The sequence below is a fragment of the Halomonas elongata DSM 2581 genome, from assembly GCF_000196875.2.
Lineage (GTDB): Bacteria > Pseudomonadota > Gammaproteobacteria > Pseudomonadales > Halomonadaceae > Halomonas > Halomonas elongata.
In genome coordinates this window covers 2,991,794-3,003,915 of sequence record NC_014532.2, presented here as the reverse complement: position 1 = coordinate 3,003,915, position 12,122 = coordinate 2,991,794, and the positions used below count along the sequence as shown (strand labels likewise).

Sequence of the window (12,122 nt, the reverse complement as noted above, 5' to 3'; positions counted from 1 at the left end):
ATCTCCCTTACTTGATGCGGCCATTCTAGCAGCCTGGTGGGGCGGTTCCGTTAGTGGGAATAGGCGTGAGTCAGGCCAAGCCTGTCACTTGGCCGATGTCCTTGTGTAGTAGCGCAGGGCCGGCCGGGGGCGTTATGCCCAGGCGACGATGGCAATGGACGTAATGGAGACCGTCGAGGTTAGAAAATCCAGTTGGGTAGTGACATCGACACAGCGGGTACGAAAGTCACAACCAGCAGTATCCCGATCAGTAACAGCCAGTAGGGCATGATAGCGCGAATGAAATCAGGCACCTTGATGCCGGTGATGCTGCAGGTGGTAAACATCACCGTACCGAGGGGGGGCGTGATCGTACCAATGGAAGCATTGAGAATGAAGATGATCCCGAAGTGCACCGGATCGATGCCGAACTGGGCCGCCACGGGCGCCAGCAGGGGCGATAGCACGATGAGAATGGCATTGCCTTCCAGGAACATGCCCAGCACCAGCAGGATGAGATTGGCGAGTAGTAAAAAGGCCACTGCACTACCGACCTGGGACGAGAGGAGCATGGCGATGTCCTGAGGAATATGTTCCCAGGTCAAAAAGCGCGCGAAGCCCGAAGCCACGGCGATGATGAACAGGACGTTGACCGACGCGAAAAGCGATTCCCGTGTGGCTTCGGCGACGTTGCCCACATCCATTTCCTTGTAAACGAACATGCCCACGATCAAGGCATACAGCACGGCCATGGCGCCGGCTTCAGTCGGCGTGAAAACGCCGATACGAATGCCGCCGATGACCACAACCGGTAGCAGCAAGGCAATGAGACCGGCGCGTGTCACGCTGACCCATTCACGCCGTGAGACCCGCTCCTTGCGGGGAGGCTGGTATCCCTGGCGGCGGCACTGCCGGGAGACCAGTAACATCATGCAGATAGCCATCAGAATGCCTGGCACAACCCCGGCCAGGAACAAGCGACCGATCGAAACATTGTTGACGTAGCCATAGACGATCAGTGCTATCCCTGGCGGAATGGTAGAGGTCACCAATGAGGACGCGGCGGTGATAGCGGTGGAAAACGACTTGGGGTAGTCGCTTGCCGTCATACTGGGAACGAGCAACTTGGCATTCATGGCGGCATCGGCGATGTTCGAGCCGGATAGTCCGCCCATGAAGGTGCTGAGCAGAACGTTGGCTTGGGCCAAGCCGCCATGCAGGCGCCGGGTCATGAGTTCTGCCAGTTTCAAAAGGCGATCGGTGATGCCAGAGTGGTTCATGAACACACCAGCCATGATGAAAAATGGGATCGCCAGTAGCGAAATGGATTCCAACCCCCCTGCCAAGCGTTGAATGAGCAGCATCGTGGGTTGGTCGGCGCCGAATAGAAAATACAGGAAGGTCGACAAGAAAAGTGCGAAGGCGACGGGGGTGCCCAGCACGAAAAGAACTAACAACGCACCGAGTGCAATGCCTACAGCCATGGGAAGTATCCTTTAGGTATCGCGAGCCAAGCGCATGAGGCAGTGATATGCCATGACGACAGCACTGATCGGTATGGCGACGTGAATCCACATGTAAGGGATCTGTAGCATCGGGGTACTGCGGAAATTGGAGTAGGGGAGCAGTTGGAATCCCCAGTAGCCCAGCACGATGGCCGCGATCAATACCATACCGACGTTGAAGAGACGATCGTTCCAGCGTGCTAGTGCGGTTGGCAATTTTTCCGATAGCATGCCGATGAGAACATGCTCGTTGCGGCGAACCAATGCGCTGGCACCGAGGAAAGTGGCCCATACCATCAACAATTGCAGGACCTCTTCAGTCCAGGCCAAAGGGGTATTGAATATATAGCGCATGAATATGTTGCTGATGGCGACAAGAAAAATTGCGAAGAGCGCTACGCTGGCCAGTACTTCATCGAGTCGCATGATACGGTCGATCCAAGACAGTGCGCGTTTCATTACATACTCCTCGGTTACGGCAGCTCTCGGTGCTGCCGTCAGTGTGATGCGTGCCAGTGCCACTCGCCTATATGACACTGGCGATTGTTCACTGTTTACCCATTGATGATTTGGCGAACCTTTTCGTACAGGCCGTTACTCCACTGCGGAAAGGCAGCAGGGACTTGCTCCGCGGCTCGTTCTCGGAATGGTTGTGGGTCCACCTCATGAACTTTAACGCCGGCATCTTTTAATTTCTTCAGTGATTGCTGACTTGATCTTTCGACCAGGTCACGTAAATGAATAGCCATATCTTGTCCTGTTTCGGTCAAGATCTTCTGATTTTCCTCGCTGAGCTGGTTCCAGAATGTCTTGCCGGTCACGAAGGGAGCGACGGTATTCATGTGACCAGTGAGGTTGAGGTGTTGGACGACCTCGTGAAACTTTCCGCCGAACAATACTGGTGTGGGGTTTTCGACGCCATCAACCATGCCCTGAGCTAGTGCCGGGTAGACATCGCCCAGAGACATGGGGGTCGGGGTGGCACCCATCGCTCGCATGGCCTCGACGTACATCGGAGAGTTCTGCACACGGACCTTCACGCCATCGAGGGCCTCTGGTGTGGTTGCAGGCTCGCGCGAAAGTAGGTGGCGTGTGCCGTAAACGGCATTGGGGATGACGATGTGGTAGCCGGCGTCCTCGACTTTATCGCTTTGTTCGGCGAACCACTCTGAATCGAAGACCTTGAGTTTGTCATCAAAGCTTTCGGCAAGGTAAGGGGCGTCGAGGACCGAAAGATCGGGAACCGAACTCATGAAGTTACTGTAGGCCGTGATCGTAATAATTGGCGCCCCAAAGCGGGCCTGCTCCATGACATCCGTTTCAGCACCGAGCTGGCTGGCAGGAAACGCGCTGAGCGTGAGCTCCCCGTCACTGGCTTCCTTGACGTTTTTCGCCCACTCCTTGACGGCAACATCGACCGGCTCACCTGGTTGGTTGCCGTAGGCAACGCGGATCTCTGTAGCGGCTTGGGTGAGGTTGATACTTCCCAAGCCGGCGATGGAAAGGCTGGTGGCGATTAGTGTGAGTTTCTTGAAACGCATAGTCGTGCTCCTTGGTTATTGTCGGTCGTTCGGTAGGGGGTACCGAGAATGCGTCGTGGATTGTGAGCTCGATATAGCATCATCGAGTCTCGGTGTGGCGATGCCTTGTCGGCGCGCCATCTCGACCACAGGCCTAAGGCGTCGCTCGCACTTCATGGCGTGGTGCTGGGCGATGTCTTGCAGGGCGTGATCGAGGTAAGGGTTGGCAAAACGCTCGAGTGTCGCGTCGCGATAGGCTTCTAGGGAGGTAGGCTCGATGTGTTTCGCCAAGGAAGGGAGTACTTCGCTATCCAGTACTTGGCATAGTTCTTCGACCCAACCCGGAGTTGCCATGGCCTCTCGTACGAATCGAATATGAGAATACGTCTCGCTTTTCCATAGATGAACGAGGTAGGAATGGGCCAGGTTGAGAATATGTAGCTTGCGCATCTCATATGGAGCCAACGACTCGACTCGCTGCACATCCGGATGTTGGCAGGGGAGCTTGAGGCCGGGCTGATCTTCGATGGTCCAGAGTGCATAAGGCTCAGCAACGGCACCGACTGGCTCCAGCGCCGCCGAGACGATGCGGTCGACGAGAGTGTTGGCCCATACGCAGCGTGTTGTCAGCCAGTCGCTGAAGTGGGTATCGGCGTAGTCGCGCTGAGCCAGCTTCAACACCAGGGTTTTGAGTCGTTCGCCATTGTGGCTGATCAGTTCGCAGGGCAGCATGGTCAGGCCATCGTGTCCCGACGTGTAGCGGGCGTACAGCAACTTGGTGAGCTTGGCCGGAAAGCTTTGAGGTATAGCCGAAAGCGCACTGTCATCGTCGATGCGGTAACCGCTGTCCCCGGAATTGGATACCACGAAGCGCGCATTCTCGACGAAGTGCCGCTGTAGCTCGGGCCACTGCTCATCAGCGATCAGGCAGCCGGCAAGACTGGTGACGGTCTCGCAGGTGTCGATGTCTTGACCATGATGACGACCTCGAATAACCAGTGGGTAATGCCGGTGCGCATGCAGGTCGCGCGCTTTTTGTTTGCCGGCCTCGCGTGGTGAGGTCTGCACCACGAGGATCCTGTCACGCGTGTACCCGTTATTTCGCGAGGCATGTACGAACGCCGCGACATGTCCCAGCAAGAAGCGGCTGGTGCCGAATTGCACGATACCGGCATCGGAGAGCAATGGCGCCGTCACAGGGAGACTCCGCGTTTCCAGGGAATGAAATCGAGTTGTGAGAGACGCATGGCCTTGGTGCGATAACGCCCAGAGGCAGTATCGATGCATAGGCGCAATAACTCGTCAGCGAGTTCGGCAATGTCTGCTTCACCCCGGATGATCGGCCCTGCATCGAAATCGATGACATCATGCATGCGGCGTGCGAGCTCGCTGTTGCTGGACAGCTTCAAGACGGGCGCAATGGGGTTGCCGGTTGGTGTGCCGAGTCCGGTGGTAAACATCACCAGGTTGGCGCCGGAGCCTACGAGAGCTGTCGTGGATTCGACATCATTGCCTGGTGAGCAAAGCAGGTTGAGGCCCTTGCGCACCTGGGGGTCGGTATAATCCAGTACGTCGACGATGGGGCTGTCGCCGCCCTTCTTTGCCGCGCCGGCGGACTTCATGGCATCGGTGATCAGGCCATCGCGGATGTTGCCAGGCGAGGGGTTCATCGAGAAATGCGCACCCGCCGAGGCGGCGTGTCGCTGATAGGCCTCCATCAGTTGCTGGAAACGCGAGGCCGTGTCTTCATCGTGGCAGCGCGCCAGCAATTCATGCTCGACGCCGCATAACTCGGGAAATTCACTCAAGATACCGCTTCCGCCCAATGCTGCGAGCCGATCAATGACGGCCCCGACCAAAGGATTGGCTGAAAGCCCGGAGAAACCGTCCGAGCCGCCGCATTCCACACCGATGGTGAGCTCGGAAAGAGGGGCGGGATGCCGTTCGATAGCGTTGGCAACCTTGAGGCCTTCGAAGATGCTGCCCAGCGATTGACGAATCAGCTCGGGTTCCGTGTCAGTAGCTTGTTGCTCGAAGTAATGGACGGGCCGGAGTCCCTCGGGATCGCGCTTAGCGACCGCCGCCTTGAGCATCTCTATCTGGGCCTTCTGGCATCCGAGGCTGAGTACCGTGGCACCGGCCACATTAGGATGGCAAATGTAGCCAGCGAGCAATTGGCAAAGCGCCTGAGCATCGTCGTCAGTGCCGCCGCAACCTAGCGTATGCGTTAGAAAGCGCACACCGTCGACGTTGGGAAACAGGGGCGCGTTGGATGTCGGGGCAGGGGGCTCCTGAGTTTCACCGTGCAGCATCTGGCGTGCCATGCGCTTGTAATCCCGGTAGGGATCGTCGCCGATGGCGTCTTCGACGCATTGTCGCAACACCTCGATGTTGCGGTTTTCGCAGAATACCAGGGGGACGACCAGCCAATGATTGGCGGTGCCCACGCGACCGTCGGAACGGTAGTAGCCGTTGAAGGTTTGCCCGATGAACGCGCTGACATCGGGGACATCCCAGTGCTTGCGATGGCCTTGGGGCGTGGCATTGGCGGTAGAGTGTTCGACGTTGGATGTGGTGATGGCGGCGCCTGCGGCGATGGGCTGGACGACACGGCCTACGGTCACGCCATACATCACGATAAGGTCATCGGGCTGCATGGCCTGCAAGGTGAACTTGTGCTTGTGCTGTACGGCTTCGGACAGACGCAGTCGGTGGCCGTTGTCGTCGATCTCCATGCCTTCGGGCAGGTCGCGTAGCGCAACACGCACGTTATCGTGGGCATGGACACGCAGACTGGGCTGCTGAGGCTTGTCGGAGGCGATAGTCTGGGTCATGCCAAGCGCTCTCCCTGGGCGGTAGCGTCGTCGAACGTCACCATTGCCTTGATGACGCCGGTTGCCGGATCGCACCACTGAGGCATCAATGAAGGAAGGTCGGCATGACGGCCGCGATGGGTGATCATGGCCGTTGACTGCAAGCGATCTTCTTCCATCAGGCGGGCTACTGTCTCGAAGTCTTCTTTCGTGGCATTACGGCTGCCCAGAAGACTGAGTTCCTTCTTGTGGAAATCCGGGTCGTGGAAGGTGATGTCGGCCTTGACCACGCTCACCAGCACGTAGCGAGCTCCATGGCCTGCAAAGTCGAAGCCGCGATTCATGGCGGAGGGATTGCCCGTGGCGTCGAACACGACATCGGCTCGGGCGCCATCACTATGGTGCTCGATAGCGGTTTCCACGTCGTCATCCAGCGCATGCAGTACGCCATCGACGTCCAAAATGTCACGACAGAAGGCCAGGCGGTCGCGATTGGTGTCCACCACCAACACCCGGGCGCCACGACTCTGGGCGATTTGCACAATGCCGATGCCAATCGGCCCGGCACCAACCACAACGGCGAGCTCATCGGCCTCGATGGCACTACGGCGGACAGCATGCGCGCCAATGGACAGGCACTCGACCAATGCCAATTGCTCGGCGTCTAGGATGCTTGAGGTGACCAGGTGCGCCACGGGCACGCTGAGATACTCTGCCATGCCACCGTCACGATGCACGCCGATGACTTGCATGTATTGACAGCAATTGGTTTGTCCCTGCCGACAAGCGCGGCATTCGCCACAATGCAGATAAGGAATGACATAGGCCCTGTGGCCGAGGAGCGCTTCATCGACGCCTTCCCCAACCCCGACGATATCGCCCGAAAGCTCATGACCCAGCACGCGTGGATAGGAGAAATAGGGCTGGTTGCCACCGAAGGCATGAATATCGGTACCACAAATGCCCACACGACGAATCTTGAGCATGACCTCGCCGGGCGCGCAGTGCGGTTCTGGCACCACGCGCAATTCCATGTGTTGTGGCTGGGTACAGACGATCGTTTGCATAAAAAGATTTCCTTCACGGCTCCAATTGGTCAGTCCCATTCTTAAAGGTCTTTTGATCTAGAGGTCAGGCCAATTGGTTTATACGATGCCCAAGCGGTGGATCCGACTCAAGGCTTAGAGTGGCTGTTTTGCGTTAGACATAGGTCGTGTGAGGGTATGTCTAACGTCTTCAAGCTAAGCGCTTAGCGCTGGAGCAGCCATGGTCGGCGCGGCGGCTCCAGCATGTGCATTATGCTTGTTTTGTGCGTTGGCACTGTTCGCCGAGGCCCTGGATGCCCAAGCGCATGGTCTGACCGGATCTGAGAAAGACCTGAGGCTTCTGGCCCGCCCCCACACCCGGCGGTGTACCGGTGGAGATGACGTCACCGGGCTGCAAGCTCATGAAACGACTCAGATACGCCACTAGGTAAGGGATCTGATAGACCATGGTGCGGCTGTTGCCAGCCTGGTAGCGTTTGCCGTCGACTTCCAGCCACATATCGAGCGCTTGAGGGTCGGCGATCTCGTCGCGTGTGACCAACCATGGGCCGAGCGGGCCGAAGGTGTCGCACCCCTTGCCCTTGTCCCAGCTACCGCTGCGCTCGAGCTGGAATTCCCGCTCGGAGACATCGTTGACCACGCAGTAACCGGCAATATGATCCATGGCGTCTGCTTCGTCGATATAGCGCGCGGGTTTACCGATGATCACGCCGAGCTCGACTTCCCAATCCGTCTTTTGTGAGTCGCGGGGAATTTCCACGTCATCGTTCGGTCCGCAGATGGCACTGGTCCATTTATTGAAAACGACTGGCTCCGGCGGGACCTCGGCGCCGGTTTCGGCAGCGTGATCGGAGTAGTTCAGACCAATGCAGATGAACTTGCCGACCTGACCCACGCAAGGGCCCAGGCGGGTGCCCTCGGGCACCTCCGGTAGGCTGGCTGGGTCGGCTTGCGCGATCCGGGCCAGGGTGGCATCGGATAGTGCTTCTCCAGCGACATCCTGAATTAGTGACGAGAGGTCGCGTATCTTGCCGTTGGCATCCAATAAGCCGGGTTTTTCCTGGCCCGGAGGGCCGAAGCGTAGCAGTTTCATGCGATGTCCTTGTGCGAGTTCATGGTGTGTAGATCGGGTGTCAGTTGGCCCAGCCGCCGTCGATCAACTGTGTGGTGCCGGTAATGAATGCTGCTTCGTCCGAGGCCAGAAATGTTGCCAGCGCGGCGATTTCTTCCGGTCGCCCGAGTCGGCCCATGGGCTGACGGTCAATGAAATCCTGAAAGACCGCTGAGTGATCGCGTTCTTGTTGCTGGGCCTGGGCTTCGATGCGTTGATGCAGAGAGGGAGACTCGACGGTGCCAGGGCAGATGGCGTTGCAGCGAATGCCTTGCGTCATGAAATCGGCCGCGACTGATTTGGTCAGGCCGATGACGGCTGCCTTGGTTGTGCCATAGGCAAAGCGGTTGGGGATGCCTTTGATACTGGATGCCAGCGAGGCCATGTTGATGATACTGCCGCCGCCTCGATTGAGCATGCCTGGGAGGAAGGCCTGAATCATATGGAACATGGCGGTGACATTGAGCGCGTAGCTGTGTTCCCAGGTGGCATCGTTGCATTCCAGTATCGAGCCACCCGGAACCATACCTGCGCAGTTGAACAGGATGTCGAGACCGCCAAGCTCGCGTGCCAACTCGGCGATGTCGGCGCGTTGCGTGACATCCAGTCGATATACCTGAGCGTCTTCGAGGTCGGCGAGCAGGCTGGTATCGATATCGGTAGCGATGACGGTGGCACCTTCTGCGAGGAAGCGCTCCACCGTGGCGCGGCCGATGCCTTGGCCTGAGGCGGTAACCAGCGCCGTCTTGTCTTGAAGTCTCATGGTATGGCGGATCTCTGCTGAACGTGGGAACATAACTTGGCCAGCCATTCGAAGATCCAGAGGCCTGACCAATGGTCAGGCCATCATCTACTGCGCTAGGTCTCGGCGGCAAGTCAATTGCTATCAACTTTAGTCGCAACGCGGTGCGGAGAGACGACGCGATGCCAATTCAAACCATTCGCTCACAACGCTTGTATCGGCAGATCGCCGATCAGTTGCAACAACTGATACGCGACGGAGAGTTCCCGCCGGGGTCACTATTACCGCCCGAGCGGGATCTGGCGCAACAATTAGGTGTCAGCCGAGCGTCAGTACGTGAGGCGTTGATCGCCCTGGAGGTCGTGGGCATTGTCGAGGTGCGCGTGGGGCATGGAGTATTGGTCAAGGAAGTTGATGCCATGCCGCCGGGCTCGGTGATGCGGGCTGCGGCACGCAAGGAGCCATGGGCACTCGATCCCGAGTTCGCCAGTGAAATCGAGCTCAATCTTGACGAAGAAATACCGCCGTTTTCTCTCCTGCAGGCGCGGCGTTATCTGGAGCCCGAAAATGCGGCCTTGGCGGCAATGAACGCGAGTGACGCAGACTTGGAGGCGATTCGCGCTGCTTTGACGCGCAACATCTACGATAACAATCACGGAGGAGGAAATCTGGCGGGGGACCGGCTGTTGCACATTCGCATCGCCGAGGCTTCAGGAAATGCAGCCTATGCTTTGTTGATCAAGCACTTGTTGGGTCATCAATATGGCGTCATGTTTAGACGTCTGCAGGAATTGTTCATGGAAACAGGCATGGCACAGCGTTCGCAGGAAGATCATGAGCGTCTGGTGGCAGCGATCGAAGCACGTAACCCGGACGCGGCGAGGCAGGCTATGGAAGTACACCTTGACCATGTGCTGCGAGTATTTTTCGCGGAGTAATGCTCAGGTGAGAGGGGAGCGCTGCTCGAGACGGTTGCTCAGAGCATGCGCTGCCCACCGTCTAATCGGTATTGCAGATCTCCCGGTAGAGCGGATCCGAGTCCGTCAGACGTCGCAGCTCGTCGGTCTGCGGCTGGCGTTGTTCCTCGCTGAGCGGGACCAGTTCGCGGCTGTCGCAGTTCAATAGCTGGGCCTGATGGATCACGCGTTCGGAGGCGCCGGAGGTGAAGCGGTAGAGAATGAATTCCACCAGTCGCTGTCCGTCCGCCGTCGTGACGATGCGGTCATCGCGATCCACTACCGTGAAGGCCGTGGTCATCGGCAGCAGGTAGGTCCAGGGGCGCCAGAGGGCCGGTTCCTGGGTGGTGGAGACGATGCGTGCCGAGTCGGGTAGCTGTTGCCGCTTGTGCTCGAACCAGCCGTACTCATGCTGCACCTGGTAGCCGAGCATGCCGAGGCCGGCGCATACGGGGACGATCCAGCGCGGCAGCCGCTTGCCGCTCAGGGTGCGCAACAGCAGTCCGAGCCCCGCTGCCCCCAGGCCGGCGAAGATCGCCGCGATCAAATGCCAAATCATGTAGGTCTTCCTGACGGTCATCGGGCTTCCCGAAGGAAGCCCGATGCAAGGGTTGTGAGCGGCGCCGCGGACGACGCCGAGGTGGGATTATGGCCTAGTGGCCGGTGGCAGTGCCAGCGCCCTTGGGATAGCGCACGCTTTCGACGAGATCCTGGATCTCCTGGGGCGGCTCCGCGGTCATCCGGGAGATGGTGAAGGCCACCGCGAAGTTGATGATGGCGCCCACGGCCCCGATGGAGAGCGGGGAAATGCCCAGCACCCAGTGTTCCGCCGTATCCGGCAGGTTGTTGGTACCAGGGATGAAGAACCAGCCCTTGTAGATGAAGATGTACACCAGGGTGAAGATCAGGCCGGTCAGCATGCCGGAGATGGCGCCTGTATTGTTCACCCGCTTGGAGAAGATCCCCATCATCAGCGCCGGGAACAGCGAGGCGGCGGCGATACCGAAGGCCAGTGCCACGACCTGTGCCGCGAAGCCCGGAGGATTGGCCCCCAGATAGGTGGCCACGACGATGGCAACGGACATCGATATCCGGGCTGCCATCAGTTCGCCCTTCTCGGTGATGCGTGGGTTGATCGCCCCCTTGATCAGGTCGTGACTGATCGCCGAGGAGATGGCCAGCAGCAGACCGGCGGCGGTGGAGAGTGCCGCGGCCAGCCCGCCGGCGGCGATCAGGCCGATGACCCAGCCAGGCAGATTGGCGATCTCCGGGTTGGCGAGCACCAGGATGTCGTTGTTGACGCTGAGCTCGTTGCCTTCCCAGCCGCGCTGCTCGGCGGTCGATGCGAAGGAGTCGCTGTCGTTGTAGAGCTGGATGCGGCCGTCGCCGTTCTTGTCTTCGTACTGGATCAGCCCGGTCTCTTCCCAGGTGCGGATCCAGCCGGGGCGATCCTCGTAGAGAATCGGATTGGCGGTGGCCTGCTCGACGTTCTCGACCTGGCTGGCCATCTCGGGATAGACCGTGGTGGCGATGTTGAGACGCGCCATGGAGGCTACGGCGGGGGCGGTCAGGTAGAGCAGGGCGATGAACACCAGGGCCCAGCCGGCTGACCAGCGGGCATCCGCCACCTTGGGAACCGTGAAGAAGCGAATGATGACGTGGGGCAGGCCGGCGGTACCGATCATCAGCGAGAGAGTGAACAGCACCATGTTGAGCTTGTTGTCCACGTCCGCCGTGTACTCATTGAAACCCAGGGCGGTCACTACTTCATTGAGCTTGGCCAGCAGCGGTACGCCGGATTCGCTATGGGTGGAGAACAGCCCGAGTGGCGGAATGGGATTGTCGGTCAGTTCCAGCGAAATGAAGATCGCCGGAATGGTATAGGCGATGATCAGCACGATGTACTGGGCCACCTGGGTGTAGGTGATGCCCTTCATGCCCCCCAGTACCGAGTAGAAGAAGATTACCACGGCGGCAATTATCAGCCCGGTGGTGGCGTCTACCTCGAGAAAGCGCGAGAAGGCCACGCCGGCACCTGCCATCTGGCCGATGACGTAGGTCACCGAGGCCACGATCAGACAGATCACCGCGACCATGCGCGCCGGTTTGCTGTAGAAGCGGTCGCCGATGAATTCCGGGACGGTGAACTTGCCGAACTTGCGCAGATAGGGCGCCAGCAGGGTCGCCAGCAGTACATAGCCACCGGTCCACCCCATCAGAAAGGTCGAGTTGGCATAGCCGCCGGCCGCGATCAGGCCGGCCATGGAAATGAAGGAGGCCGCCGACATCCAGTCGGCCCCGATGGCCATGCCGTTGGTGATCGGGTGAATACCGCCACCGGCGACATAGAAGTCCTTGGTCGAGCCGACCTTGGCCCAGATGGCAATGCCGATGTACAGGGCGAAGGAGGCACCCACGAAGAGGATGTTGATAGCGAATTGACTCATTGG

11 protein-coding genes are annotated in these 12,122 nt (G+C 59.0%); 1 reads left to right on the top strand and 10 read right to left on the bottom strand.

Features of this window, described 5'->3' with window-relative positions; genetic code table 11:
* Positions 1 to 179 precede the first annotated feature (179 nt).
* The 8 genes from HELO_RS14070 to HELO_RS14035 all read right to left on the bottom strand — a co-directional run bounded on the left by HELO_RS14070 (position 180) and on the right by HELO_RS14035 (position 8,737).
* Positions 180 to 1,463, bottom strand: coding sequence for a TRAP transporter large permease (locus HELO_RS14070; protein WP_013333314.1), 1,284 nt, complete (start codon positions 1,461 to 1,463; stop codon positions 180 to 182).
* A 12-nt stretch (positions 1,464 to 1,475) separates the two neighbouring features.
* Positions 1,476 to 1,943 (bottom strand): TRAP transporter small permease, encoded by a 468-nt coding sequence (locus HELO_RS14065; RefSeq protein WP_013333313.1) that lies wholly within the window; start codon positions 1,941 to 1,943, stop codon positions 1,476 to 1,478.
* Between the two features lie 95 nt (positions 1,944 to 2,038).
* Positions 2,039 to 3,025: a C4-dicarboxylate TRAP transporter substrate-binding protein gene (locus tag HELO_RS14060; RefSeq protein ID WP_013333312.1), complete on the bottom strand. Its 987-nt coding sequence runs from the start codon at positions 3,023 to 3,025 to the stop codon at positions 2,039 to 2,041.
* A gap of 15 nt (positions 3,026 to 3,040) precedes the next feature.
* Positions 3,041 to 4,201, bottom strand: a complete 1,161-nt coding sequence (locus HELO_RS14055) for a mannitol dehydrogenase family protein (protein ID WP_013333311.1) — start codon at positions 4,199 to 4,201, stop codon at positions 3,041 to 3,043.
* Positions 4,198 to 5,838: a UxaA family hydrolase gene (locus tag HELO_RS14050; RefSeq protein ID WP_013333310.1), complete on the bottom strand. Its 1,641-nt coding sequence runs from the start codon at positions 5,836 to 5,838 to the stop codon at positions 4,198 to 4,200. Before HELO_RS14050 ends, HELO_RS14055 begins: the two co-directional genes overlap by 4 nt.
* Positions 5,835 to 6,884, bottom strand: coding sequence for a zinc-binding alcohol dehydrogenase family protein (locus HELO_RS14045; RefSeq protein ID WP_013333309.1), 1,050 nt, complete (start codon positions 6,882 to 6,884; stop codon positions 5,835 to 5,837). Before HELO_RS14045 ends, HELO_RS14050 begins: the two co-directional genes overlap by 4 nt.
* A 229-nt stretch (positions 6,885 to 7,113) precedes the next feature.
* Positions 7,114 to 7,956 (bottom strand): fumarylacetoacetate hydrolase family protein, encoded by an 843-nt coding sequence (locus HELO_RS14040; protein WP_013333308.1) that lies wholly within the window; start codon positions 7,954 to 7,956, stop codon positions 7,114 to 7,116.
* A gap of 40 nt (positions 7,957 to 7,996) precedes the next feature.
* Positions 7,997 to 8,737, bottom strand: a complete 741-nt coding sequence (locus tag HELO_RS14035; protein ID WP_041602158.1) for an SDR family oxidoreductase — start codon at positions 8,735 to 8,737, stop codon at positions 7,997 to 7,999.
* A gap of 161 nt (positions 8,738 to 8,898) precedes the next feature.
* Here HELO_RS14035 and HELO_RS14030 point away from each other — a divergent pair, with 161 nt between their 5' ends.
* Positions 8,899 to 9,654 (top strand): FadR/GntR family transcriptional regulator, encoded by a 756-nt coding sequence (locus tag HELO_RS14030; protein WP_013333306.1) that lies wholly within the window; start codon positions 8,899 to 8,901, stop codon positions 9,652 to 9,654.
* 61 nt (positions 9,655 to 9,715) lie between these two features.
* On the opposite strand, the gene HELO_RS14025 is transcribed toward HELO_RS14030, so the two are convergent.
* Together HELO_RS14025 and HELO_RS14020 are read right to left on the bottom strand one after the other, a co-directional pair.
* On the bottom strand, positions 9,716 to 10,231 hold the full coding sequence (locus HELO_RS14025; RefSeq protein ID WP_041602622.1) for a hypothetical protein: 516 nt from the start codon (positions 10,229 to 10,231) through the stop codon (positions 9,716 to 9,718).
* 94 nt (positions 10,232 to 10,325) lie between these two features.
* Complete coding sequence (locus HELO_RS14020; protein WP_013333304.1) at positions 10,326 to 12,119, bottom strand: sodium:solute symporter family protein; 1,794 nt, start codon at positions 12,117 to 12,119, stop codon at positions 10,326 to 10,328.
* Positions 12,120 to 12,122: the final 3 nt, after the last annotated feature.

What these genes read in the sequence shown, in the direction of transcription:
- HELO_RS14065 (WP_013333313.1), bottom strand. Translation starts at nt 1,943, where the DNA reads ATGAAACGCGCACTGTCTTGGATCGACCGTATCATGCGACTCGATGAA.
- HELO_RS14030 (WP_013333306.1), top strand. Translation starts at nt 8,899, where the DNA reads ATGCCAATTCAAACCATTCGCTCACAACGCTTGTATCGGCAGATCGCC.
- HELO_RS14070 (WP_013333314.1), bottom strand. Translation starts at nt 1,463, where the DNA reads ATGGCTGTAGGCATTGCACTCGGTGCGTTGTTAGTTCTTTTCGTGCTG.
- HELO_RS14020 (WP_013333304.1), bottom strand. Translation starts at nt 12,119, where the DNA reads ATGAGTCAATTCGCTATCAACATCCTCTTCGTGGGTGCCTCCTTCGCC.
- HELO_RS14045 (WP_013333309.1), bottom strand. Translation starts at nt 6,884, where the DNA reads ATGCAAACGATCGTCTGTACCCAGCCACAACACATGGAATTGCGCGTG.
- HELO_RS14035 (WP_041602158.1), bottom strand. Translation starts at nt 8,737, where the DNA reads ATGAGACTTCAAGACAAGACGGCGCTGGTTACCGCCTCAGGCCAAGGC.
- HELO_RS14050 (WP_013333310.1), bottom strand. Translation starts at nt 5,838, where the DNA reads ATGACCCAGACTATCGCCTCCGACAAGCCTCAGCAGCCCAGTCTGCGT.
- HELO_RS14060 (WP_013333312.1), bottom strand. Translation starts at nt 3,025, where the DNA reads ATGCGTTTCAAGAAACTCACACTAATCGCCACCAGCCTTTCCATCGCC.
- HELO_RS14040 (WP_013333308.1), bottom strand. Translation starts at nt 7,956, where the DNA reads ATGAAACTGCTACGCTTCGGCCCTCCGGGCCAGGAAAAACCCGGCTTA.
- HELO_RS14025 (WP_041602622.1), bottom strand. Translation starts at nt 10,231, where the DNA reads ATGATTTGGCATTTGATCGCGGCGATCTTCGCCGGCCTGGGGGCAGCG.